The organism is Paraburkholderia sp. GAS333, from assembly GCF_050435665.1.
Lineage (GTDB): Bacteria > Pseudomonadota > Gammaproteobacteria > Burkholderiales > Burkholderiaceae > Paraburkholderia > Paraburkholderia fungorum_A.
The window spans coordinates 1,221,479-1,246,823 of record NZ_JBNDKS010000002.1 but is presented as its reverse complement, the minus strand read 5'-3'; the positions used below and the strand labels follow the sequence as shown (position 1 = coordinate 1,246,823).

Genomic DNA, 25,345 nt, shown 5'->3' with positions numbered 1-25,345 from the left:
CTTCGCAACAAGCCAATCTTTTACTGTGCCGGAGTCGTACTTGTTGCGAGTTTTTTAGCGTACATCCTGACACGTTCGTCGTAACTTCAAACATCCAGCTATACCATCGCACCCACTCAATTATGCCAAATGAGCCAAAGCGTTTAAGCCCAACAGGCTGGGCAGATTTACGGCGTCGAGAAGCTGCCGTGATGAATTACTACAACGACTTAGCAAATAATTGCACCTACGGCGTCGACACTCTTGCTCATCTCGGATTCTGCGCTCTAGACGAATTCCAGCGGCCGGTATCCATCGCGCAGGTCAATGCGCAACTCGCCACCAAGGTCAGGCTTACCGAGCAGATCGTTCGCCGCAATGTGACCGCTCATGAACTCACCTAGGCCCAATTCGATGCTCTCGTGAGCTTCGCCTACAACTCCGGGGAAGGTGGATCTCGCGACACGCTCGCTGCTGCGAATAACGGCAACTATCGGCTTGTCGCAAGCAATATGGCACTTTGCGTGTACGTACATCCCCGCGACTCAAATGGACACCGCCTCCCACCCCGTCAAGTAAATGGGCTTGCCAACCGCCGTCGCGAAGAAGCGTCACCATTTAGCCAGGACTTTCGATGAAAATCGCCGTCGTCGTATTTGCGCTCGCGTGCTCGTCAGCCTTCGCTGAGACAATTGATCCCGCCGATGTCATCTCCAGGCAAAGCGGTCTGCCCGCGAGTGCGGTTCAAGGCTTTCTGGCGAACTGCGACGCGAACCAGACGAGCCTGAATTTCTGTGCATGGCGGGACCGGGTTGTTGCCGAACAGAAAATGCAAGATGCCGTGGATGCCAGAGAAGCAAAGTCCCCCGGTTGCAAAGCACATCTGGAAAACAAGATCGCCTTCTGGAAGAAGCGACGCGATGCGAACTGCAAGAAATCGGCAAAGGCGAAAAACGGAGGTGGCTCGATCGTGCCGATGGTGATCGCCGCATGTCAGGCGGCCGAGACCGACCGTATGACCAAGAAAATCGCATCGAATTACCGATGCAATTGATAGATGACGGATCGCTGGCCGTTGGCGTCACCGTTTGTCCGTTCCCCCTACCCGTCACACCGGCGCGGGCGCATGACCACCTGGTTCATGACGGCGATTGCGTTGTCGGGGGTGATCGGCGGACCGGTGTCCGGTTATATCCTCAAGAGCTTTAACGGGCTGAACGGATGGCATGGCTGGCAGTGGCTGTTTCTGCTCGAAGGCATTCCGTCGATCATCGTCGGCGTGCTGGTGTTTGCGATGCTCGATGACCGGATTGCGAACGCGAAGTGGCTCACCCGCGAAGAGCAGCAGATGCTCGAGCGGCATGTGTCGGCGGAGGAGTCGGACAAGCATGACATGCCGGTTCGGCAGGTGCTCACGAATGGGCGGGTGCTGATGTTCAGCGTCTTGAAGCGGTCCACCCAGAGAGAACTTACAGAGAAAAATGGCCCATTCAAAGAAGCTGAAGAGGCCAAAAAATTGCCATTTTCGAAAGAATATTTCTTAAACTTGCTCGACACCGTTTTCATCGACAGTCACAACCGCCTTTTCAAAAACGGCAAGTGAAAGAAGTGCGGCCGGACCACCGTGCTCGTGCGACGCATACATTTCCAAGCGCTGCTCAGCACGACTCGCCCCCAGATAAACTTGTCCTGCAAATTTCCGCAATGCGGCCGTTGCATAGGGTCCTTCAGGAACTTCGTCTTGATTCACGTCGATCAACAGAACCGTGTCGAATTGAAGTCCAGCAACGAACTCCGGCATGCTAAAGAGAAACTTTCGGGAATTAGGTGATTTCGCCGAAGCCTCATCGCGTGATGTAGCAGCAACAAAGTGATCACGCAAGTCAGTGAATTCCAAATATCGTCCAAATAGATTGTTACTTGCACATAAGACCGCAACGCGACCATTTCGCCCGAGCTCTTTTTGCAGCGTTCTTGCGCGGCCGAATACGGTCGTATAAGTTGCTACGGTTGACTTGACAGTACAGATCGTCGGCTGCGGACCGTCCTTGATGCGCGACACGCCCTTATATTGAGGCCAATCATCATCAAGATCTTGGCCTGGGAAAGACTGAACGATACAAGAGAGGGCCTTCGCAATCTGAGGGGTGTAACGAAACACGTCAACCAACTCAATTTTTTCGACTTTCCCAAGTTTGGCGTCTCGCCAAAAATCAAGCTGCTTTGCGGCTTCGCTTGGTAGTTTCAAGAATGTGTCGCGAGGAGACTGTTTGGCGTCATAAGCCATGAAAACTGGTGGATTTCCCTCTTGGGTCCGCAAAAGATGTCGGAATACCATTCGTTCTTGCCGATTAAAAAGATGAAGCTCGTCAATAAATACGCCGTCAAATCCTTCTGATTCGCGGGTTGCCTCCCACCGAAAACTATCAAGGTGGTTGAGGAAATCGGTCACCATTTGGTCGCCGCCGATCGCCTTCATTTGACGCAATGACGACCTGAAACCGTCATATAGTCCTAGAACGACTTCTCGCTCTTCTTTCGTAGGAAGCGTCATCATCCATGCACGTCGTTTTTCGGCCAGATACTGGGACCGCCGCTCAACCCCGCTGCGTACGCCTTCGGCGTCTAGCACGCAGGCAAACTCATTGAGAAGTTCCCAAAGAAAAAAACGACGCTCCATGGAATCGCTTTTCGACTCCATGTACGATACAAACGGCGTTGTACATCCCGATCGATACGCTATCCAATCGCCGGTCCGGTACTGATCAATAACATCGTTTAGTACATCAGCCTGAAATTCTCTGCCGGCGTGGCCGTCCAGTGAAACTGGAGTTAAATCGTCCAAGTCATAACGCATCTGGCGATTCGCTAACGCATAGAGCGTAGTGATCACGAGTTGTGGCTTTTCGGCTGCCATCAGTTCGATACCGACGTCCGGCTCCATGCCGAGGACCAAGGTTTCGACGTCAATAGCTGTTTTGTATGCGTGAGTCAAGAACAAGAAACGCTTCGCGCCCCCTTGCGTTTTGTCCTTCATCAGTTCCCGAATACATTTAATAACCAGTGCAACGGTCTTCCCAGTACCAGCGGGACCGACGAGGCGTACACCGCTCGTCAATGGATGATCAACAAATTGCCGCTGAGCTTCAGTAAGGCGCGTGCTATACCATTCGTCAGCAGTAAGTTGCGCTCGAACTTTCACGGGAAGGTCTGAGTCGAGAGTAACGGAACTCTCGAGGCTGGCTGCTTCTAACGGTCGGCTGGGAGTGGCAATGGCGCCGGCAATTCCGCTCAAAGCCTCGGTGTGGAGTTCAATTCGAGGGTTATAAACCGCGAGATCTTTAGTACCCGTTCGATCAAGCAAAAAGGCGAATACTCGTTGACCTTCATCTTGAGAGAGTTCTAGTACTATTCGACCCGAGTTTGTTCTTCCTCCGTCGGCGCTGCGAAGAAGTCTGTCGGCTTGGAACGACAGACGATTTCTATTGTGAAATGCTCGCCATGACACCGGAATTGAACGCGTTCGACCTGTTACGAGCATGGTGGTGCATCGCATAAGCCTCCCGAAGGCTTCGTGCCGCCCTTCATCCGGAAGCGTCGTGAGTGGCCCGTCCACTTCAAGCGAGACGGTTAAAAGTGTGTCTGTTGGCTGAAAGTATCGAGAAAGTACGTAGCCATGATCTCCTACGCGAACGCATTTCGTGGCAACGTCAGATAAAGGCAACTGTAGCTCGAGAAATAAAGGTTCAAGATCGATCTGTCCTGCAGATGCAGCCGAAATTGACTTCTCATCAAACGTGATGGTTTTCATAGTTATTCCCACGATAGCGTGCTGATCGTATCAATAGCATTTTTGTAACGCGCTTCATAATCCCGAGACAGTCCAATTCGTGCATACAATGCGCCGAACGCTTGTGAAATCGCGTACTTGAACATTGGCTGCAGGCGGCCGACTCTTAGAAAGGAATCGTCCGATCGCGCATCGGTCGCTCTGACGTGAACCGTCTCGTAAGGTATTCCAACGACCTCCCGAAGCAGCACTATAGATGGAGCATCTTCGACCTGCGGAAGCCCGGGAAGCAGGAACGTATCTTCGGGGAGCGACTCTTTTTGAGCCTGTAGAAGCGTTTCACGGTAGACCTGTTCGATTTCGAGACTACGAATCGCCGCGCGAAAATGAACCAATTGCGTTAGGCTCCCTTTATTAACGGCCCCCTCAAACGCAATTAAAGCGTCGCGAAAAGATTTGATCGCGGTAGTAAATTTTTTGCGGTCCTCATCTGGGACGTTGAGGACTTCGCTCAATGTTGCTGGATCTTCGCGACGAATCCATGACGTAGAACCGTCGAGAGTTAGTTTACTTTCTGACCCGAGTAACTTCGTGTGCCATTTGGCGACTTGTGATCGGGCTTTCTCTGTCTCGTCCTTGCGCGCTTTTTCTAATTTCTTGCTGGCCCAGATCGTGCTGATGTACTCTTGCAGACGGATGATCCGGAGGCACGCCAGCTGGCGACCAAACTTTCCTTTGCTAATATCGCAATCCGCTGTAATTACGATGCATATCTCCTGAACATGGTCCGACCCGAGCTGTCTCCGTATCAATATATCGCCTTGTCTGATCGGGACTGCGGGATCTGGAATAAGCCACTCCACATCGTGCGTGGTGTTCTCGCTCATTATTTTCTCTCGAAATTTAGTTTATTTATAATGCATCGTTATAGACAAGGTACTCGCCGAATTCGGAATAGCAGAGCATTCCATTTGCAGAGATTTCTGTGGTTCAACGTAGAGGCCCAATACGGGGGGTGCTTATCGTCATCGCGAGAGATCTCGATCGGAAAATCGGGCGCAAACCGCCGTCTTTCGCGGCCTAGTGCAAAACATCGGATATCGGCAACAAAGTCCTTAGCGCGATTCAACTGCTTCTGTGCAGAAAAAGCAAGTTCGCTTGACGGCTTCAAGTTTTCGCTTCAATTAAAATTCTTCGCGCTAACCGTATTTGCTATATACAAACCGAGCGATTGGCCACGTCAAGCCGCCTTCATTGATCCTTGCAACCCTGGGACACGGAGTTGCGGCGAAAAGAAAATGGCTTCTCTACCGCGACATCTGGCCTGCGCCGTATAGCTTAGTGTGTATCGAAGCGATTGAAACGCGGCATATAGTTTGTGAATTGCTGTGTGATCATCGTATGAGACCATCCAACGTACATTCTCTGGCAATCCAGCTACCGAATCTGCAACTCGCTGATGATCGTCGTGCTGATAGTGATGTTCGTAGAGGTCCCCGCCCTTCTCATAGTACGGTGGGTCTAAGTAAATAAAAGAGTCGTCCCCCAACTCTGGAGCGAGACGCTCAACAAATGCAACCGCGTCCATCCTTGTCAACGAAATACGGTCGCGGTGACGCGCAATCAAATTGATTCGGCGAATGAGATTTTCTTTATTGAATCGAGCGTCCAACTTCCACTCACCATTCTGATTCAAGCCACCGATGACGCCAGCGTTTAAGATTCCCGAGCGGTTGCAACGGTTCAGAAAAAACGTAGAGAAGCCAAGATCTAAGGCGTCTGCCCGCGCCGCATTCCTCTGGACTTCCTTCTGAGCGTGCCATGCCTCAATTGTCACAGGCGTGTTCTCGATGAGATCGCACAGCTTCGTCGTCTGTTCTAGCACGCAATGCCAAAATGCCCAAACCGATCTATCGATGTCGTTTATGTGAATATGCTCTGCAAATTCATGTATCACGAGTTCCATTGCTACGCCCGCGCCGCCGGCGTAGGGTTCAACGTACGTTCCACCCACAATTCCATTTTCGCGAAATATCGCCTTGACGAATGCGCTGACCTTTCCCTTGCCACCAGGGTATCTGAGAGGTGTGAAGTATGCGGACACGAAGTAGCCAGAAATTTAGATTGGCGAATGTTAACAGGCCGGTACTGCGCTGCACAGCATTACCTGATCGCTTTATAGATTGCAACAAGCAACGGTTCAACGTGCGTCCACATGGCGATTAAGGCAACGGGCGTAGGTTGTGCAGCCCGGTCATGAACGAACGCATGGAACGTCAATGGGTTGCTGACTGAGTCTTGGTGCGTAGCCATGCGCGCGAGCCGTGAGCCTTTTGCTGTCAACAGGCGCTGTGATTCGAGATGTGTGATCGCAGCGCTGATCTTCTCATCAAGCTTGAGGTCATAGCCTTTTTTTGTCGTGGGTAGGCCGTTCGTCTCAAGGTACAAGTCTAGGGTGAGTTCGACAAAAGTTCTGAAAAGCACAGCAGCAGCGTTGGCTACAACATCTAGCTTTAAGTCCCGCTTGAGTTCCCAGTAAATCTTGTTCAATCGGTGATCGCCAATATCAAGCTTCAATTCTCGTGGAATTAGATACGAGCGATCCTTGCTGGACCGCTGAGTGCTAGCGGTCACCTTTGATGCTCCATTAGCGCCTACGGCCGCCGTTTGCGGCTTTGCCAGAGACCATTGCGCTACCTTTGCTGACAAATTTGGTAATTCACGTTTAGGAAACTGATCCACGTACGCAGCCCGATCAGATTTGCGCTTGATGTCCGTCACGGTGACTTTACCGCTCGACAAATCGCTTAGAACACGGCGAAGCCCTTTCTCGGTTTCCGCTCGACTCAAATCAGAGGTAACTTCGCCCCTTGACACATTGATGCCTAATGCAGCCCTTACGTAAGGGTCAGCAAGTAGCCGCTGGAGATTTGTGATGGGGAATGACTTCGTAAGTGCTTCGTCCTTGGGCAATAGCCCCGCGCCTATTGCGAATTCGATAACCGACAATGTTGGATCTGATTGTCGATATCGTGCCGTTTGCAAACCGTCCCATCCAACCACCCCAGCACCGCCGTTCTCACCGGTGTGTTTGAGTTCAACCCATATGCCTGCTTCATCCCTGTCATCGAACACGACAGATTCAATTTTCTCAATCTCGGATTGATCAAATGCAGCCAATGCCCCCTTACGAAGCGTTCTGGCAGCGGCATCTGAGATATCAATCGCGTCCACCATCTCAGGTTTTGAAAGCAGCTTCAAGGCTGCTAGGCGACGATTTCCCTCCAGCACTACAAATTTGCCCCGTTTTTCTGCAGCCACAACAATGATTCTTTCTGTTGGATTCAAACCATTTTCGACGATGTGTCGCATCAACGTCGAAATCTTCCCACTATCCAAACAAAGCAACGCTAGCGCTTCCAACTGATTGTTGCAAGGCTCAAACCTCGGATTGTTCAAATCGAATTCGAGTTTCTCCAACGGAACAGCTTCGTATCGCATGGTCATCCCAACATGAAGGCCAACCGGAAGAACGTTTGGCCGATTTTTTTGTGTGCCGTGAATGTACGACGATCCTCCTACATAATCAACATATCAACCAATTTGCATCATATTGAAATCACTGGGTAATAAAACTATCCAAAACGAATAAAAGAATCTTTCTCTTTTTAAATTTTTACAATTACGACGCACGTCTATTGAGCAGATCGGGTATTTCTATGCAACAGCAACGGCCAACTTTCTGAAAAGCTTGCCGCCACGCGTTGTAGTGCGTGCGAACGAATTTCGCAATCCAGATGAAGGATGCTTGGATGTGAAGAACGCGACTCAATCTTGTACACGTTAAAAAATGTCGACGAAGGCCGGCGCAAACGTTACACAACGGGGCGACCAATTAGTCACTCCCTTATCCAATCAGCCAATCCCAACATTCACCCCCCAATCCCAAATCCGAGATAGCCCCCGTCCCTTATAATTACCAAGTCGTCGGGAAACACCCAGCGACCAGGTTTAGCAGCCTGAAGTTGAAACCCGCACACCTGCCCAGGCAGGTCGTGCGTCTACCTCTGCACGTCTATATTTCAATGGGCGGGCCTTGGTGGGGGAGCCGCAAGGCTCGCCGGTTTTGGTTTCAACGCCGGTCTGCTAACCCCGCCATGTGCCCGCTCACCCCTTCTTCCCACAAAAGCAAGGCCAGTGTCCGGGCTCCCCATCGAAGCAATAGGGAGATCGCACCATGTCCAGGTCCGTCAAGAATCAACCCGCTTCACGCCCGCCAGTCGACGCCATCCAATACGAGAAACTCGCCCTGTCCGCATTCGATTTATGCGACCGGCAGTTGGGTCAACTGGACACGTTGATCACACTTGCGTCATCGATAGTTAGAAATCCTGCATTCACACACGACGAAAGAAAACGTCGTCAAACGTTGCTCGAATTACTGGTGGACACGGCCGAGCAGTATCAGCTGGATCTCGAATGCGAGCGCGAGTTGTTCCAGGTGATTGCGCTCGACGCGAAGGGCGTCCCGCGCAGCCGTCTCACGGCGCATCAAGCGACGAACTTGCTGGCCGACGCATCGAAGATTGCCAAAGCGTCCATCGAAGACGCGAACGCTTCGCTCAACAAAAAGCCGTCCGCGAAACGCGCGATCAAGCTGCCCTCCTCGCCCGTGCAACAACCGTCCACCGCGCAGCACTAAGCGATCCATCAAACGCGACAGAACAAGCAGCAAACAGCAAGCAAACGAACAGCCAATAACCGCAAAACCAAATGCACAAAAAAATGGCCGCAGCACCCGCTGCGGCCATCCCATCAACTGAATAACAAATCAAAGAATCAACAAATCAACCCGCAATTCGCCAACCTAAAAACTCAAACCACATTCATCGCCAACGCACTCTCACGATAATGCTGGCTAGCCTTATCGCTATCGCCAAGCTGCTCATGCAACCTGGCCAACGCACGATGCGAGCGAATCTTCAGCGTCTCGTTATCCGCGAGCTTCAGAGCGCGCTCAAGGAACGATTGCGCCTTGCCCCACAACTGCTGATGCAGACACAACCGCCCCAACGCAAACAGCAAATCAGCATCTTCCGGACGATCCTTCTGCCAACCTTCGGCCTTCTGGATCAGCGGCAACGCATCACCGCCAGTCGTATCCGGATAACGGCGCAACAAGCGCGCGTCCCAGTTCTGCGCCAGCGCTTCCTCGACAATCTTGCGCGCTTCCTGCGGTCGATTCAGCGCCACCAGCAATTCCGCAGCGAGATCGGCCAGACGCGGCGAATGACGCTCGGTCGCCGACAGCGAGTTCCACAATTCCAGCAGCGCATCCGCATTATGTCGACGGTCACGCAGCAGATTTTCCGCCGCCAGTTGACGCAACCGCACCGCCACCGCCGGATGAATCGCCTCGCGCTTTTCCAGCGTCTTGACGAGCTTGAGCACTTCGCCCCAGTTCTTCAATTGCTGCTGCGCGCGCAACATGATCTGCTGCGCGTGAATGCGCCGCGAGCCCTGCGATTGCATTTCGGTCAGCGCAATCAGTGCGCCGTCCGCGTCGCGGCCATCGGCGCGCATGTCGGCGGTGGCCATCAGACGCGCATCCTGCCAGTCGGCTTCATTGATCTGCGACAGCCATTCATCACGCCGCGCATATTCATGCATGCGATGCGCGGCCGTCGCCGCGATCAAACCGGCTGCGCCGTTGTTGTCGCCATTCGCGAGCGCATCCTTGGCGGCTTTTTCAGCGCGCGAAAAACGCCCCGCATACAGATTGCCGATCGCATCACGCAGCGCCGCGTGCGCCTTCGCGACCCGCGAGCGCGCACGGTAAGCGGCCACGCGCTGCGGCATGCGCCAGATATTGCGCACGATGCGCAGCAGCGCATACAGCAGGATGAACAGCACCACCAGCCCGACCACGAACAGATTCAACGAAACGTCGACGCGGTACGGCGGATAGATGAGCAGCACCTGCCCTGTGTCGAAGCGTCCGACCACCGCCAGCGCGACGGCAATCGCGAACAGCAACGCCAGCCATAAGAGTCCCCGGATCGCCATGATTAACCTCGGCTCCGGTATTGACTGACCGCCTGCAGGCTCGTGCTCAGATCGGGCAACTGGACCGCAGCCGAACCGGCATCCACCTGCTTGACCAGATCGAGCACGGTTTTGGTTTGCGCCGACGAGTTGTCGAAGTAACGCGTCAACGAGTTCTGCGCGCTCTGCAGGTCGGACTTCAGCGTGTCCTGGTTGCGCGACAGCAGCGCCAGACGCGCCGACAGCAGACGCAGCTTCAGATTCTCGCGCAGGAAATAGCCCTGATCGGGCGTGACCAGCATCGCGTCGGCGTTATCGATGCGGCGCACTTGCACGAGGCTCGTGATCTGCTCGCCGATGCCCGACGTCACTTCATGCCACCACACTTCCCAGCGCGGCTTGCCGGTGGCGGCCGCCACCTTCGCGGTATCGGCCCACGTCGCCGCGTGCGGCGTCGCATGCGCGATCTGCGCTTCGCCCGACAGCGGCAAGCTGTCGACCTGCGCAATCGCGTTGTCGAGCTTGATCGCCATGCCGGTGAGATCGGTGGAAGGCGCAGCCTTCAGCTTGTCGATGTCCTGCGCGATCGCCTTGCGCACCGCGACCGCCTGCGGGCTGTCCGACGCGGCGAGACGCGTGTCCGCGCTTTGCAGCGCGAACAGCGCGAGTTGCGTGTTGCCGGTGAGTTGCAACTGCTGGCTCGCAGCGGACAACATCTGCCCGACTTCGGCGAGCGTCCAGTCGTCGCGATTACGTGCGAGGTCGGCGTATTGCTGTTGCAGCGCCTGCTGCGCGGTCTGCGCATCGGCGAGCTTGCCTTCGAGTTGCGCGACCTGCGAATCCGATTGATGCACGGTGGCCAGCGCCTGATCGGTCTTGATGCGCAGTTCGTTGGTTTGCGTGTCGTTGGCTTGCTGGCGTAGCGCGAGTTGCTGCTCGGCACGCTCCAGCTTGCGGTTCAGCACGAACCCGCCACCACCCGCCGCGCAGGCGAGGATCACGACGACAGCCCACAGCAGCGGTCCGCTCGCGCTGCGGCGCGTTTGCGCTTCGTAGGGAGTGAAGGGTTGATTCGGCGGCAACGGAGTGGTTGCGGCCGGCTGGGGTGAAGCGTTCGTGGATGCGTTCGTTTCAGTCATGCGTGAATGAGCCGGTGAATAAGCCGGTGAATGAGCCGGGTCGGACGATACCGGTTGAATGACGGGCGGAGCAACGGATGGATCAGCAGCAGGCGGAACAGCGGCAAGCAGTGCGCGGGCAATGCGCTCGTCGCCTGCGCCGGACACCGTCATCCTATCAAAACCCAATGCCCGCGCGGTCTGTGCGATTCGCGGATGCGGCGCAACCAGCGGCGCGTGCTTCAACTGGGCGATTTCGTCGGCGGTGAGATGGTCCTGCGCGAGTTCGTGCAGATTGCGCACGCCTTCGGAACTGGTCAGCAGCCACGCGTGCGGCGCGCCGGCCAGCAATTCGTGGACACGCGCCCAGCCGCCGATCGACGGTTCCGGCACGAGGCGCCGGTAGGCCGCGACGGCTTCGACTTCGGCGCCCGCTTCGCGCAGACGGTCCGCCAGCCATTCGCGGCCGCCGTCGCCGCGCACGATCAGCACGCGCTTGCCTTCGAGACTCGCCACGCCGAGCGACGCGTCGATGGCAGCGAACAGGCCTTCGGAGTCGAAGCTCGCCGATTCGTCTTCTGAACCGGAAGCCGGGCTGATGATCTGATGCGCGGGCGCGGCCACGCCATGACGCGCGAGCGCCTGCACGCTGCCCGGACCGACTACGCCGATCGGCAGCGCGTGCGGCCAGATTTCGTTGCTGCGGGCAAACGCCTGATCGACGGCATTCGGCGACACGAACACGACTAGCGCATAGCGTTCGAGCGAGGCGAGCGCGGCGCGCAAGGGCGCGTCGTCGGCGACGGGTGCAATGTCGATCAGCGGGAAGTCGAGCGTGGCAACGCCGGCCGCGTTCAGTTGCCGGATCAGTTCGCTCGACTGACCGGCCGGTCGCGTAATCACGACCGTGAACGCCGCGCGGTTCGCGGAGGATGCGGTGTTGCCTGGAGGATTGGCCGCCATCACTCGCCGGACGCCGCAGCGGGACCGCTGGCCGTGCTAAGCGCGCGGACGATGTCCATCGCGCCTTGCTGTTCGAGCGCGTCCGCCACTTCCTTGCCGAGCGCGAGCGCACGTTCGACGGTCGGTGCAGGCGCCGATGCCTGCGCGCTCAACACGCGTTGACCATCGGTCGTCGCAACGATGCCACGCAGATGCAGCGCACCGTCATGCCAACTCGCGTACGCGGCGAGCGGCACCTCGCAACTGCCGCCGAGCGAGCGCGACACCATCCGCTCCGCTTCGACCGCAGCCGCCGTGTGCTCGTGATGCAACGGCGCGAGCCATGCGGCAAGGTCCGCGCGATCGGCGCGAATCTCGATGCCGAGCGCGCCCTGACCGGCAGCGGGCAAGCTGTCTTCGGGATCGATCAACGCGCGGATGCGCTCGCCCAGACCCAGACGCTTCAAACCAGCCGCCGCCAGAATGATCGCCGCATAATCGCCGCGATCGAGCTTCGACAGACGCGTGTCCAGATTGCCACGCAACGGCTTCACTTCGAGGTGCGGATAACGCATGCGCAGCATCGCTTCACGGCGCAGGCTCGACGTGCCGACCACGGCGCCTTCCGGCAACGCGGCCAGCGAGTCGTACTCATTGGAGACGAACGCATCGCGCGGGTCCTCGCGCTCCATGATGGTGGACAACGCAAAGCCGGGCGGCAGTTCCATCGGCACATCTTTCAGCGAATGGACGGCGAGATCGGCGCGGCCATCGGCCAGTGCGGCTTCCAGTTCCTTGACGAACAGGCCCTTGCCGCCGACCTTCGACAACGTGCGATCGAGAATTTGATCGCCGCGTGTCGTCATTCCGAGGATTTTTACGTCACAAGATGGATATAATTTGTGCAGCGCACATCGCACATGCTCCGCTTGCCACATGGCCAGGCGGCTCTCTCGCGACGCAATCACAAGCGTGTGGGGTGGCGTAGAAAACGTCTCGGTGTTCATTAGCTTGCTGATCGAATGACGGGATGTAATAACAATCAATGTTAGCACGCGCTCTTGTGTCCGAAGACACAGCGGAGCGCCGTGCCGGCGCGGTATCGATGGAGGAGACGGGCCTCGCGCAGCATGCGCGTGCCCCATCCCGGTCTGTTCACGCACGGTCGTTCGCGCACCGGGCTCCAGCAGGCGGGATGATGCAATGCGGCGCGCGTTGCGTGAATACGCAAAGCGCCGCACGCGAGCATGTGCAGCAGGTCACGCGGTTTGGTCCTGCTTGACGTCCCGCCCTGCGTGCACGCGCTGCATGCAGGCACGACAACCCCTCTCCGGCTTCACGCCATCGTCACCTTCCGCGTCATGCTGTTCCTGGTGTAGTCCCTATTGCAGTTCATAGTGCAGTTCCGCAGTAGCAGTTCATCACTTAACAGACCCTGGCTTCCCCGAGGAAACCCATCGTGACGTCTTCCGGATCGGCGCGCCCTGCCCGCCGCAACACTGCATCGCCCAACGCTCGCGCGGCCGACGCCGCCGCAGCGCCCTCCGCTTCCGCCGCTGCCCAGGCGGCCGACGTCGCTTCGACACCCGTCAAACGGACGGGTAAAAATGCCCAGGCTGCGAAAGCGCCCAAGGCCGCGAAAACCTCCACGCCGGTCAGGACGACCAAGCCTGCCAAAGCCGTCAAGCCCGCTAAAGCGGTGAAGGCTATGAAAGCCTCGCAAGCCGAGAAGGCTGTGAAAGCACAGAAACCGGCTAAAGCCGACGCATCGACGAAGACCCAAGCCGTCGCGAACGCCGCTGCCGCACCCAAGGCCGCGAAAGCGCCGAAGCTGCAGGCCGTGTCGGCGGAAAGCGCCGCGCCTTTGTCCGCCGCCGCGCCGAAGGGCAATGGCCGCACGCGCGAGGACAAGGATCACCCGCTGTTCCAGGACATCCGTTATCTGGGACGCCTGCTCGGCGACGTGCTGCGCGAACAGGAAGGCGACGAGGTGTTCGACGTCGTCGAAACGATTCGTCAAACCGCCGTGCGCTTCCGTCGTGAAGACGACAATGCCGCCGCGCAGACGCTCGACAAGAAGCTGCGCTCGCTGAGCCCCGAGCAAACGGTCAGCGTGGTGCGCGCGTTCAGCTACTTCTCGCATCTGGCGAATATCGCTGAAGACCGTCACCGCAATCGCCGTCACCGGATTCATGCGCTGGCCGGATCGACCTCGCAACCGGGCACGATCGCCCATGCGCTCGAACGGCTCGTCGAAGCGAACGCGGCGGCCACGCCCGTGTTGCAGCAGTTCTTCAACGACGCGCTGATCGTGCCGGTGCTCACTGCGCACCCGACCGAAGTGCAGCGCAAGAGCATTCTCGACGCGGAGCACGACGTCGCGCGTCTGCTCGCCGAACGCGATCAGCAGTTGACCGAGCGCGAACGCGCGCACAACGAAGCGATGCTGCGCGCACGCGTCACGTCGCTGTGGCAGACCCGCATGCTGCGCGATTCGCGTCTGTCGGTCGCCGATGAAATCGAGAACGCGCTGTCGTACTACCGCGCGACCTTCCTCGAAGAAATTCCCGCGCTGTACGCCGATATCGAAGAAGCGCTGAAGGAGCACGGCATCGACGCGCGTCTTCCGCCGTTCTTCCAGATGGGTAGCTGGATTGGCGGCGACCGCGACGGCAATCCGAACGTCACCGCCGAAACGCTGGAGAACGCGATCACCCGTCAGGCCGCGGTGATTTTCGAGCACTACATGGAGCAGGTGCATAAGCTCGGCGCGGAGTTGTCCGTGTCGAACCTGCTGGCGGGCGCGAGCGACGCACTGAAAGAACTCGCTGACATCTCCCCCGACCAGTCGCCGCATCGCACGGACGAGCCGTATCGACGCGCGCTGATCGGCATGTACACGCGGCTCGCGGCAAGCGCGCGCGTGCGTCTGGGCGAAGGCAGCGTGCCCGTGCGCAGCGCCGGTCGCGGCGCGGCGCCGGTACGCGCCAAACCGTATGACGACTCGGCGGAATTCGTCCGCGATCTGCACGTGCTGATCGATTCGCTTGCCGAACATCACGGCGCGCCGCTCGCGGCTCCGCGCCTGTCCCCGCTCGCGCGTGCCGCCGAAGTGTTCGGCTTCCATCTGGCGAGCATCGACTTGCGCCAAAGCTCGGATATCCACGAGGCGGTGATTGCGGAGCTGCTCAAGCGCGCGGGCGTGGAAGAAAACTACGCGGCGCTTTCCGAGCAGGACAAGCTCAACGTGCTGCTCGCCGAACTGGCGCAGCCGCGCTCGTTGCGTTTGCCGTACGCGGAGTATTCCGATCTCGTGAAGAGCGAACTCGGCGTGCTCGAAGAAGCGCGTGTCACGCGCGAGAAGTTCGGTGCGCGCGCAGTGCGCAACTACATCATTTCGCACACGGAAACTGTCAGCGATCTGGTCGAAGTGATGTTGCTGCAAAAGGAAACCGGTCTGCTGCACGGCCGTCTGGGAGATGCGAACGACCCGGCGCGTGCGGGCCTGATGGTGATTCCGCTGTTCGAGACGATCCCCGATTTGCGCAACGCGCCGCACATCATGCGCGACCTGATCGCGCTGCCGGGCGTCGATGCATTGATCGAACATCAGGGCAACGAGCAGGAAGTCATGCTCGGCTACTCGGACAGCAACAAGGACGGCGGTTTCCTCACGTCGAACTGGGAGCTTTATCGTGCCGAACTCGCGCTGGTCTCGCTGTTCAACGAACGCGGCGTAACGCTGCGACTGTTCCATGGACGCGGAGGCACCGTCGGCCGTGGCGGTGGTCCGACGTATCAGGCGATCCTGTCGCAGCCGCCGGGCACCGTCGACGGTCAGATCCGCTTGACCGAGCAAGGCGAAGTGATCGCGAGCAAGTTCGGCAACCCGGACATCGGCCGGCGCAATCTGGAAACAGTCGTGGCCGCCACGCTCGAAGCGTCGCTGCTGCCGCACGGCAACGCGCCGTCCGACCTGCCCGCGTTCGAAGAAACGATGCAGCAGTTGTCCGACGCGGCGATGGCCTCCTACCGCGCGCTGGTGTACGAAACGCCGGGCTTCAAGGAGTACTTCTTCGAGTCGACGCCGATCGCGGAAATCGCCGAACTCAACATCGGCAGCCGCCCCGCTTCGCGCAAACTGCAGGACCCGAAGCAACGCAAGATCGAAGATCTGCGCGCGATTCCGTGGGGTTTCTCGTGGGGGCAATGCCGTTTGCTGCTGACCGGCTGGTACGGTTTCGGTAGCGCGGTGGCCGCGCATCTCGATAGCGCGCCGAGCGACGCCGAACGTGCGCGCCGTCTCACGCTGCTGAAGAAGATGCACAAGTCGTGGCCGTTCTTCTCGAACCTGCTGTCGAACATGGACATGGTGCTCGCCAAGACCGACCTGGCCGTCGCTTCGCGTTACGCGGCGCTGGTGTCGGACAAGAAGCTGCGCAAGCACGTGTTCGAGCGGATCGTCGCGGAATGGGAGCGCACGTCGAAGGTGTTGTCGGAGATCACCGGCAAGGCTGAACGACTTGCGGAGAACCCACTGCTCGCGCGGTCGATCAAGAATCGCTTCCCATATCTCGATCCGCTGAATCACCTGCAGGTGGAATTGCTCAAGCGTCACCGCGCAGGTGATGACAATGTGCGCGTGCGACGCGGGATTCATCTGAGCATCAACGGGATTGCGGCGGGGTTGCGCAATACGGGTTGAGTTTTGATAGTCGCTTCAGTCAGCGCGCCTTGTTTCGCGCAGGCTGAATGAAGTTCACGCGTTCGACGCTAAAACGGCGGGCTACCGGATTCGGTACCCCGCCGTTTTTTCATGCCGCCGCGCTTTCGCGCAACGCGCTCAATGCGCTTCGACCATCAACGCGTCGAGCTCGAACGAGCCGTCTTCCTGCACGTCGAAATACTCGCGCACTTCGTCCGGCGCGCTGCTCCACAGCGAGCGGATCGCCACCACGCGCGGCTCCGGCGTGCGCATCCGCGCGACCCATGAACTGAACTCGATGTCGATCCGCCAACGCTCGCGGATCGACGCGTTGAATCCCGCCGCTTCGAACAAGGCGACCCATTCGTCGGCGCGGTAATCGCGGATATGCGAGCCGTCGCGCAACACTTCGATCGCCTGGATATGCGTGTCGAGCAAAGGATGGTCGATGCCCGCGATATCGACGAACAGCACCTTGCCGCCCGGCTTCAGCACGCGCCGCACTTCGGCGAGCGCGAGCGGCACGTCGTGCCAGTGATGCGCGCTCATCCGGCTGATGACCCAGTCGAACGAATCATCGTCGAACGGCAGCGTTTCGGCCGCGCCCTGCTGCGTGCGGATATTGGCAAGGCCGCGATCCTTCGCCGCGCCTTCGACGGTCGCCAGCATTTGCGGCGCGATGTCGTACGCGACGACCTCTTTGGCGTGCGGCGCAACCGCGAAACTCGCGTGCCCCGCGCCGCAACCCATGTCGAGCACCGTCGCCCCCGGCGTCGCGGCGATCGATTCGGCCAGCGTCCGCAGATCGGCGCCGGTGGCATGGGTCTGACTCGTCAAATAGGCAGCGGCGGTCGAGCCGAAGGCGTCGGCAACCTGATCGTGATGCTTCATGGGGAGGCTCCGGTTAGATGGGCGATTTTGGGCGCAGTTAGCTGCGCAAGTCACGCTGGAAGGCTTTTTTGCCGTTCCAGCCGCTACAATAGAGGCCGCCGGGTACCAGTACAAGTTAAGCAATTATTCTGGTATCTCTATTACCCCCTAAGTGCGTTCCATCAAAACCGAATGACCACGCAGTCTCCCGCCGATTCTTCCAGCGACCATCCGCCGCCGCTCGATGCCACGCCCGCCCGCGCGCTCGGCGACTTTATCCGCGCGCATCGCGAACGGCTGTCGCCGCAAGCGGTCGGTTTGCCGCCCGGTCCGCGCCGCCGCACGCCGGGCTTGCGGCGTGAGGAAGTCGCGCAGCTTTGCGGTGTGAGCCCGACCTGGTACACGTGGATCGAGCAAGGCCGCCCGGTCTCCGCATCCGCCGACGCGCTCGCAAGAATCGCCGTCGCGCTGCAACTGTCGCGCGCCGAGCGGGCGTATCTGTTTGAACTGGCCGCTCAGCGCGACCCCGCCGAGCCGGACCCGACCGCCGCCGACGCCCCCGCCACGCTGCTCGAAACCGTGCAACTGGTGAACGCGCCCGCTTACGTGCTCGATCGGCAGTGGAATGCGCTGGCGTGGAACGAGCGCGCGGCCGACCTGTTCGTCGGCTGGCTCGACGGCACGCACGACCGCAACCTGCTGCGCTACACGTTCACCGAACCGGCCGCGCGCGAGTTGATCGTCGACTGGGAAATCCGCGCGCGGCGGCTCGCCGCTGAATTCCGCGCCGATTCGATCCGTCATCTGACCGACGCGCCCACGCGCGCGCTGATCGACTCGCTGACCGCCGCCAGCGACGCGTTCACGCGCTTCTGGGCGTCGCAGGATGTCGGCGGCCGCGAAGGCGGACGGCGCGAGTTCAACCATCCGCGCGATGGCCGCCTTGTCTACGATCAGATCACGTTCAAGCCCGCGCATCGCGAAGACCTGAAGCTGGTGGTGCTGGTGCGCGAATAGCAACGCAGGCGGCCACGTGGCCGGCGGCGGCTTTAAGCCCTCCGGCCAGTGTTAAAATCCCTGTCTTTCCTCGCTTCGGCGGCATCCTTGCACGGCATATGACGTGCATTCGCGCCGCCAGCCTCCTCACTGCTCAACTGCCCAACACCATGACGTCCCAACTGCACAAAAAAGGCGAAGCCTGGTCGGCTCGCTTCTCGGAGCCGATGTCGGAGCTCGTCAAACGCTACACGTCGTCGGTCTTCTTCGACAAGCGTCTGGCGCTCGTCGATATCGAAGGGTCGCTCGCGCACGCCTCGATGCTGGCCGCGCAGAAGATCATCGCCGCCGACGACCTCGCCGCCATCCAGCGCGGCATGGCGCAGATCAAGGGCGAGATTGAGCGAGGCGAGTTCGAGTGGCAACTCGATCTGGAAGACGTCCACCTGAACATCGAAGCGCGTCTGACCGCGCTGATCGGCGACGCGGGCAAGCGTCTGCACACGGGCCGCTCGCGTAACGACCAGGTCGCCACCGACATCCGCCTGTGGCTGCGCGGAGAGATCGACCGGATCGGCGGCCTGCTGACCGAGTTGCGCACCGCGCTGCTCGACATGGCGGAAAAGAACGCGTCGACCATCATGCCGGGCTTCACGCACTTGCAGGTCGCGCAACCGGTCACGTTCGGTCATCACCTGATGGCCTACGTCGAAATGTTCTCGCGCGACGCCGAGCGCATGATCGACTGCCGCAAGCGCGTGAATCGTCTGCCGCTGGGCGCGGCTGCACTCGCGGGCACCAGCTATCCGATCGACCGTCACGCGGTGGCGAAGACGCTCGGTTTCGACGGCATCTGCGCGAACTCGCTGGATGCTGTCTCCGACCGCGACTTCGCGATCGAATTCACGGCGGCGTCGGCGCTCGTCATGACGCACGTGTCGCGCTTCTCCGAAGAACTCGTGCTGTGGATGAGCCCGCGCGTCGGCTTCATCGATCTGGCTGACCGCTTCTGCACCGGCTCGTCGATCATGCCGCAGAAGAAGAACCCGGACGTGCCCGAACTCGCGCGCGGCAAGACCGGCCGCGTGAACGGCCATCTGATTGCGCTGCTCACGCTGATGAAAGGCCAGCCGCTCGCGTACAACAAGGACAATCAGGAAGACAAGGAACCGCTGTTCGATACCGTCGATACGGTCGCCGACACGCTGCGCATCTTCGCTGAAATGGTCGCCGGTATCTCGGTGAAGCCACAAGCGATGCGCGACGCTGCGTTGCAGGGTTTCTCGACGGCAACCGACCTCGCCGACTACCTGGTCAAGCGCGGTTTGCCGTTCCGCGATGCACACGAAGCCGTGGCGCTGGCCGTGCGCGTCTGCGCGGATCGCGGCTGCGATCTGGCGGATCTGACGCTCGAAGAAATGCGCTCGGAACTGCCGAACGTCGCGCATCTGATCGGCGACGACGTGTTCTCGTATCTGACGCTGGAAGGTTCGGTGGCAAGCCGCAATCATCCGGGCGGTACGGCGCCGGAGCAGGTGCTGGCAGCAGTGCAAGCTGCGCGCGCGGCGTTGAAATAACGCACGCTTTTATCTTGCGGCGGGCTTGCCTTTAACGGCTCGCTCGTTGCCGGTTAAAGGCAGGTGAAAGGCAGGTGAAAGGCGAACTCATTTTCGGGTTCGCCTTTTTTATTGCGCAGCCGGAGCGGCATGCGCAACGCGTCGCGCAAAAAAAGAAAGCCCGCACGAAGCGGGCCAAATAGGACTTCCACCGATGCCTCCCGAAAGAGGCCATCCGAGTGTAGGCCTGTTTTCGCCGCAGACCAATTGTGCTCATATTTCAAGGCATTACAACACGGCGAGCGGAGCAAAAAGCGGGCGAACGCTAATTGCATCCAGGCGGATTTTGACTACCATCGAATCAGTCACTCACCGGGTTTTCTCGTCGACGATGCCTATCCGCACGCGTCACCTTCGCCGCCTTTCCAGTTGCTTCCGCGTGCCGTTATCACTGGGACGCGGGACGATGTTCGCGGTGCTGACGGCGGCCACAGCAACCATGATTGCGGGCTGCACCGTCACGCTGCCGCAACACGAGACCGTGAACACGCCGGTGGCCGCCGTCAACAGCGCAACGCTCGATCAATATCGTGATGCGGTCGCACGGCGCATCGTCGAGCGCAATCCGTCTTATGTGTTGCACGGCACCCCGCAGGCGATGCTGCGCTCGCTGGTGGTGGTGTCGTTCGTCGTCGATCGGAATGGGCATGTGGTGACCTCGTCGGTCTATCGCACGAATGGCGACGATGAAGCCGAAAGCACCGCGCTCGCCACGCTGCGCCGCGCGTCGCCGCTGCCGCAGCCGCCCGGCAAACTGCTCAACGGACGCGGTCAGCTCGAACTCTTCGAAGACTGGCTGTTCAACGACGACGGCAAATTCCAGTTGCGCGAGTTGGCTTCGCCGCAGGCGCAGAACTTCAACTGAGGTTGATGACGGCGGTTGGCGGTCTGCGGTCTGCGGTCTGCGGTCTGCGGTCTGCGGTTGGCGGTTGGCGGTTGGCGGTCTGCGGTCTGCGGTCTGCGGTCTGCGGTCTGCGGTCTGCGCGCAGCATGCCACTGATGACACCCGCTCTCGACAAACCTTACGCCGCCATTGCTGCGCGCCGTCCGCGCTCGCTATAATTTTCGGATTCCCCGCGCCGGAGTCATCCGGCCTGGCTCGCGCCGCCCGCACACCCGCTGGCGCGGTGCGCAGCCGATTTGCAGCGCCGCCTCGTCATCCGCGAGCGTCGTCTGCCTATTCGCGATGCATACCCGGGCCGATACAGCCCATGCCTCGTATATCGCGCCGTGCCGACACCGTTGTTGCCCGCCCGCGTGACGCAAACCACCTGGTTATTCCCCTGGCATGACCGTTTCGCGCGCGAACGACGACGCCGGCCGTTGTAAGCTATTGCACCATTGCACCATTGCGCCGTCACCGACGCCTCGCAGGGCTTCACAGCAAGCCCGCAAGCGCCGCCGGACGCACGAATTTAAACAAAGATGCCGCCCTGCCGCGCCGTCCGTTTCGACGCATGGCGCACGGCGCACGGCGCACGGCGGCATCACGATAGATGGAGACCTTGCATGTCCACTTCGCCGATTTCCGCGGCTCAGCCCAATTCGAGCGGGCAGAACAGTAGCGCGCGGATCATCTTCGCGAGCTTTATCGGCACCGCGATCGAGTTCTACGATTTCTACGTCTACGCGACCGCCGCCGCGCTCGTGATCGGACCGGTGTTTTTCCCGCACGGCTCGGCGACGGCACAAGCGCTGTCGGCGTTCGTCACGTTCGGCATCGCGTTCGTCGCGCGTCCGATCGGCTCGTTCCTGTTCGGTCACTTCGGCGACCGGATCGGCCGCAAGTCGACGCTGGTGGCGTCACTGCTGGTAATGGGCGCTTCCACCACGCTGATCGGCTTCGTGCCGGGCTACGACTCGATCGGCAGCCTCGCGCCGATCCTGCTGTGCGTGCTGCGCTTCGGCCAGGGGATCGGCCTCGGCGGCGAATGGGGCGGCGCGGCGCTGCTCGCCACCGAAAACGCGCCGGCCGGCAAGCGCGGCTGGTTCGGCATGTTCCCGCAACTTGGGCCATCGATTGGCTTTCTGGCATCGAACGGACTGTTCTTCGCACTCGCCGTGTCGCTCTCCGACGAGCAATTCCGCACCTGGGGATGGCGCGTGCCGTTCCTCGTCAGCTCGGTGCTGGTCGCTCTCGGCCTGTACGTGCGCCTGAAAATCGCCGAAACGCCGGCATTCCAGGCCGCGATCGAGCGCAAGGAACGCGTCAAGGTGCCGATCGCGACGCTGCTGTCGCAACACTGGCTGCCGACCATCCTCGGCGCACTCGCCATGGTGGTCTGCTACACGCTGTTCTATAACGCGACCACGTTCTCGCTGTCGTACGGCGTGTCCGTGCTGCATATTCCGCGGCCGACGTTCCTCGGCCTGCTGTGTATCGCCGTGGTGTTCATGGCGCTCGCCACGCCGATGTCGGCCTGGGCCAGCGATCGCTTTGGGCGCAAGCCGGTGCTGATCGTCGGCATCATCGCGGCGATTTTGTCGGGCTTCACGATGGCGCCGTTGCTCGGCAGCGGCGAAACGCCCGCCGTGCTGCTGTTCCTCGTGATCCAGCTGTTCCTGATGGGCGTGACCTTCGCGCCGATGGGCGCGCTGCTGCCGGAACTGTTCCCGACCAACGTGCGCTACACCGGCGCGGGCGTGTCGTACAACCTCGGCGGGATTCTAGGTGCATCGGTCGCGCCGTACATCGCGCAGGTGCTGGCCGCGCATGGCGGGCTGCCGTGGGTGGGCGCGTATGTGTCGGTGGCTGCCGCCGTCAGCCTGATCGGCGTACTCTGCATGCGCGAAACCCGCAACGCACGGTTGATGTGATCATGCGCACTGCATAAGTACGCTGATAGCAGCATGAGATTGTCTGTATTTCGACACTGCCCGGCGCGAAGGTTTTGCGCTGCGGCGGTGTCGGGCCGGGGGCTTTAAGCCCCCGGGCACCCGTCTGAATCCCCCGCGCGACCCCTCGCCTTTCTGAGTAAATCCCCTGGACTTGCGCGTCTTTTTGACTTGCCTATACTCGACTTTAATAACCCTAAGGCAAGCAGGGAGGCTCGAATGAACATCCATCTCAACAACGCAGACGTCGTGATGATCATTGCGCTGGCATTACTCTGCTCGCTACTACTGGCGTTGCGCTTTCGTCCGGCGACGTGGAAGGGAATCGTCGTCGAGGCGTTGGCTGCGAACGCGGCTGCCATTGCCGCGGTAGTCGCGTTCGAAATGCTGCTGGCCTGACGGGCGATTAACGATCAGGCGGAAAGCTTATCGATAGTAATAGCCGCCGTGGTGGTAGTAGCCGCCACCGCCATAGTAACCGGGCGCCGGGGCGACGATGCAGCCGCCGAGCGCGGTTGCGAGGAGCGTGCCTGCTGCGAGAGTCAGGATCAAGCGTTTCATGTTGTTCTCCATCGAGTCAGATTCATTCGAGCCAAACCCCGAATGATCCGATTGAACACGACATCGCCCGCTGCGAACGTTGCTATTTGTAAGGGAAGATCACCGGGGTGTTACAGGACCCGCGCTGCAAAGTTGCGCATCCCGGCTACGCAAACGACGAACTAACATCCGCGAAAAACGCCGCCTATACTGGCTTGAGCGTGTCTTTCGGGCAAACAGCCTGCTGGCAGCACGTGCGCGTATCGGGATGATGACGGCAGTCGCCGGATTCGGGCCTACGCAGGCTTCAACGGTTTGGTCGGCCCGACGATGGCGGCGCGGCCTCGCGAAGCAGAGACTCAACGAAAAGCGACAGATTTAACAGGCGTGTAATGCGCGGCGCTTTGACCAGACACATCGCCGCGACCGCGCAAACCAACTGCGGAATGCGCGCCCGGCACAACGGGCAGGATCTCGCAGCCCCTTGCGCAGGCATGACGCTTTGCTGACCACGATTTCCTCTCCGCCCGCTGTTCCCCGACGCGGGCGTTTTTCGGAGGCGTTACGAGCAGAGCCCGGAGCATTGGGCAGCCTGCGCGTCACGCCTCTTTTCTTTTGCTCAAACGATGGTGGCCACCCACGCCGTTCGCGTCAGGCGGCGGCGCCGCCGTGCGACTCCACGAGCGCATGCGGTTCGGTGAAAACGTGGTTGATCGCGTCGATGGCCGCACTGACCGTGGGCACCGAACGACCGTCGCCGATCGAAATGGAGCGGTACGGGGACTCGATTCCGCAATGATCCGGCGAAGTCGCCACGAAGATCATCACCGTGCGCTTTTGCAACGCATGGGCAAGGTGGACGAAACCGGTGTCGGTGCCGACCACCAGCGAGCACGCGTCGATCATCTGCGCGATTTCGGTCACGCTCATCTTCGGCAGAACGGTCGAACCTGGCACTTTGGCCGCGATCTGTTCGGCTGCTGCGCGCTCGCCATCCGAACCCCACGGCAACACGACCTTGAAGCCGCGCCGGCAGAGTTCGAGGCCGATGTCGATCCAACGCTCCAGCGGCCACTTTTTGTCGTCTTTCGACGTCGCATGAAAAAACGCCGCGACCGGTTCGCTTCCGAACCTGAATGGCTGAGTGGTGGCGTCGGGCAAGCGCAGATTGTAGACAGGCGGGCCTTCGACTTCGTACCCCAACGCTTCGCCGGTGCTGATACGCATGCCATGCCATGCATCGCATTTGGGACGTGGGCCGAACCGCCCCGTGTACGCGAACGCGGCGCCGCGCTCACCGAGATCCTGCGACTGATACCCGATGCGCCGTGACGAGCGCGCCAGAAACGCGATGATCGCGCTCTTGTACACACCGTGAATGTCGACGATGTAGTCGTAGCGATACGCGCGCAATTCGGCAATAGACGCCGCAATCGCCTTGAAATCGCTCCACCGACGCGCCTTCTTGAAGCGCCGCAACGGCGCGCACAGCACGCGGTCGACGCTCTCGCACCAATGCACCATTTCGGCGAACGCTTCGTCAGCGGCCCAGTCCACCTGCACGCCGGGGTGAGCGCGCTTGATATCGGCAACGACGGGTAACGCCTGCACGATATCGCCGAGCGAAGTGACCTTGACGATAAGGACTCGCTTCATTGAGGACCTGTTGGTTATTCGAACATCGAACTATTTTAGCTGACGTTTGAATTTGAGCCCTTCGGATGCCAAGGCGGGCCACGCCATCTTTAATAACGGGACGTTACACGCCCGGCACGAATAGCCTGAATCGGTTTTTCATCCTCCTCCCGATCCGCTTTTCTTTCATATTTATAACAATCATTTTCATTAGGCTTAAGTGCCCTTTGAGCGACGCCGGTCGACTTATACTGGCCCTTTGCCGCCAGACTCC

Annotated in this window: 20 protein-coding genes and 2 pseudogenes; 11 read left to right on the top strand and 11 right to left on the bottom strand. The window is 59.6% G+C overall.

Going from position 1 to position 25,345, the window contains the following annotated elements; genetic code table 11:
• Positions 1-191: 191 nt before the first annotated feature.
• The 4 genes and pseudogenes from ABH945_RS14705 to ABH945_RS14690 all read left to right on the top strand — a co-directional run.
• Complete coding sequence (locus tag ABH945_RS14705) at positions 192-383, top strand: hypothetical protein (RefSeq protein WP_429250959.1); 192 nt, start codon at positions 192-194, stop codon at positions 381-383.
• 15 nt (positions 384-398) lie between these two features.
• Positions 399-617, top strand: a pseudogene (locus ABH945_RS14700) (glycoside hydrolase family protein); the annotation flags it as partial.
• Positions 614-1,033: a lysozyme inhibitor LprI family protein gene (locus ABH945_RS14695; RefSeq protein WP_429250958.1), complete on the top strand. Its 420-nt coding sequence runs from the start codon at positions 614-616 to the stop codon at positions 1,031-1,033. The pseudogene ABH945_RS14700 and the gene ABH945_RS14695, both read left to right, overlap by 4 nt.
• Positions 1,034-1,036: 3 nt before the next feature.
• Positions 1,037-1,423, top strand: a pseudogene (locus ABH945_RS14690) (MFS transporter); the annotation flags it as partial.
• 96 nt (positions 1,424-1,519) lie between these two features.
• Here ABH945_RS14690 and ABH945_RS14685 read toward each other — a convergent pair.
• From ABH945_RS14685 to ABH945_RS14670, 4 genes are all read right to left on the bottom strand, one after another.
• The gene (locus ABH945_RS14685; protein WP_429250957.1) at positions 1,520-3,790 is read right to left on the bottom strand and encodes a UvrD-helicase domain-containing protein; all 2,271 of its coding nucleotides are present in this window, start codon (positions 3,788-3,790) and stop codon (positions 1,520-1,522) included.
• Between the two features lie 2 nt (positions 3,791-3,792).
• Complete coding sequence (locus ABH945_RS14680) at positions 3,793-4,656, bottom strand: hypothetical protein (protein WP_429250956.1); 864 nt, start codon at positions 4,654-4,656, stop codon at positions 3,793-3,795.
• Positions 4,657-5,009: 353 nt separating this feature from the next.
• Positions 5,010-5,873 carry a DNA adenine methylase gene (locus ABH945_RS14675; protein WP_429250955.1) on the bottom strand — a complete coding sequence of 288 codons (864 nt, stop codon included), beginning with the start codon at positions 5,871-5,873 and terminating at the stop codon, positions 5,010-5,012.
• Between the two features lie 59 nt (positions 5,874-5,932).
• Positions 5,933-7,249: a hypothetical protein gene (locus tag ABH945_RS14670; protein ID WP_429250954.1), complete on the bottom strand. Its 1,317-nt coding sequence runs from the start codon at positions 7,247-7,249 to the stop codon at positions 5,933-5,935.
• A 757-nt stretch (positions 7,250-8,006) separates the two neighbouring features.
• Between ABH945_RS14670 and ABH945_RS14665 the strand changes: the two genes are divergently transcribed.
• Complete coding sequence (locus ABH945_RS14665) at positions 8,007-8,471, top strand: hypothetical protein (RefSeq protein WP_429250953.1); 465 nt, start codon at positions 8,007-8,009, stop codon at positions 8,469-8,471.
• A 173-nt stretch (positions 8,472-8,644) separates the two neighbouring features.
• Here the strand turns inward: ABH945_RS14665 and ABH945_RS14660 are convergent, their stop codons facing one another.
• The 3 genes from ABH945_RS14660 to hemC are packed head-to-tail and all read right to left on the bottom strand — an operon-like array spanning position 8,645 to position 12,881.
• Positions 8,645-9,835 (bottom strand): heme biosynthesis protein HemY, encoded by a 1,191-nt coding sequence (locus tag ABH945_RS14660; protein WP_429250952.1) that lies wholly within the window; start codon positions 9,833-9,835, stop codon positions 8,645-8,647.
• 2 nt (positions 9,836-9,837) lie between these two features.
• Complete coding sequence (gene hemDX / locus ABH945_RS14655) at positions 9,838-11,895, bottom strand: fused uroporphyrinogen-III synthase HemD/membrane protein HemX (RefSeq protein ID WP_429250951.1); 2,058 nt, start codon at positions 11,893-11,895, stop codon at positions 9,838-9,840.
• On the bottom strand, positions 11,895-12,881 hold the full coding sequence (gene hemC, locus ABH945_RS14650) for a hydroxymethylbilane synthase (protein WP_074763356.1): 987 nt from the start codon (positions 12,879-12,881) through the stop codon (positions 11,895-11,897). Before hemC ends, hemDX begins: the two co-directional genes overlap by 1 nt.
• A gap of 452 nt (positions 12,882-13,333) precedes the next feature.
• Here hemC and ppc point away from each other — a divergent pair, with 452 nt between their 5' ends.
• Positions 13,334-16,579, top strand: coding sequence for a phosphoenolpyruvate carboxylase (ppc, locus tag ABH945_RS14645; RefSeq protein ID WP_429250950.1), 3,246 nt, complete (start codon positions 13,334-13,336; stop codon positions 16,577-16,579).
• A gap of 138 nt (positions 16,580-16,717) precedes the next feature.
• Here ppc and ABH945_RS14640 read toward each other — a convergent pair whose 3' ends face one another.
• On the bottom strand, positions 16,718-17,470 hold the full coding sequence (locus tag ABH945_RS14640) for a class I SAM-dependent methyltransferase (RefSeq protein WP_429250949.1): 753 nt from the start codon (positions 17,468-17,470) through the stop codon (positions 16,718-16,720).
• Between the two features lie 171 nt (positions 17,471-17,641).
• Between ABH945_RS14640 and ABH945_RS14635 the strand changes: the two genes are divergently transcribed.
• Both ABH945_RS14635 and argH read left to right on the top strand, forming a co-directional pair.
• On the top strand, positions 17,642-18,466 hold the full coding sequence (locus tag ABH945_RS14635) for a helix-turn-helix transcriptional regulator (RefSeq protein WP_074763353.1): 825 nt from the start codon (positions 17,642-17,644) through the stop codon (positions 18,464-18,466).
• A gap of 149 nt (positions 18,467-18,615) precedes the next feature.
• Positions 18,616-20,022: an argininosuccinate lyase gene (gene argH / locus ABH945_RS14630; RefSeq protein WP_429250948.1), complete on the top strand. Its 1,407-nt coding sequence runs from the start codon at positions 18,616-18,618 to the stop codon at positions 20,020-20,022.
• 53 nt (positions 20,023-20,075) lie between these two features.
• Here argH and ABH945_RS14625 read toward each other — a convergent pair whose 3' ends face one another.
• Entirely contained in the window at positions 20,076-20,213 is a 138-nt protein-coding gene (locus tag ABH945_RS14625; RefSeq protein ID WP_429250947.1) for a hypothetical protein, read from the bottom strand.
• Between the two features lie 179 nt (positions 20,214-20,392).
• Between ABH945_RS14625 and ABH945_RS14620 the strand changes: the two genes are divergently transcribed.
• From ABH945_RS14620 to ABH945_RS14610, 3 genes are all read left to right on the top strand, one after another.
• Positions 20,393-20,926: an energy transducer TonB family protein gene (locus tag ABH945_RS14620; RefSeq protein ID WP_429251102.1), complete on the top strand. Its 534-nt coding sequence runs from the start codon at positions 20,393-20,395 to the stop codon at positions 20,924-20,926.
• Between the two features lie 644 nt (positions 20,927-21,570).
• Positions 21,571-22,878: an MFS transporter gene (locus tag ABH945_RS14615; protein ID WP_429250946.1), complete on the top strand. Its 1,308-nt coding sequence runs from the start codon at positions 21,571-21,573 to the stop codon at positions 22,876-22,878.
• Between the two features lie 237 nt (positions 22,879-23,115).
• Entirely contained in the window at positions 23,116-23,295 is a 180-nt protein-coding gene (locus tag ABH945_RS14610; RefSeq protein ID WP_074763350.1) for a hypothetical protein, read from the top strand.
• A 27-nt stretch (positions 23,296-23,322) separates the two neighbouring features.
• Here ABH945_RS14610 and ABH945_RS14605 read toward each other — a convergent pair whose 3' ends face one another.
• Together ABH945_RS14605 and waaC are read right to left on the bottom strand one after the other, a co-directional pair.
• On the bottom strand, positions 23,323-23,457 hold the full coding sequence (locus ABH945_RS14605; protein WP_268960452.1) for a hypothetical protein: 135 nt from the start codon (positions 23,455-23,457) through the stop codon (positions 23,323-23,325).
• A gap of 630 nt (positions 23,458-24,087) precedes the next feature.
• Positions 24,088-25,092, bottom strand: coding sequence for a lipopolysaccharide heptosyltransferase I (waaC, locus tag ABH945_RS14600; protein ID WP_429250945.1), 1,005 nt, complete (start codon positions 25,090-25,092; stop codon positions 24,088-24,090).
• Positions 25,093-25,345: the final 253 nt, after the last annotated feature.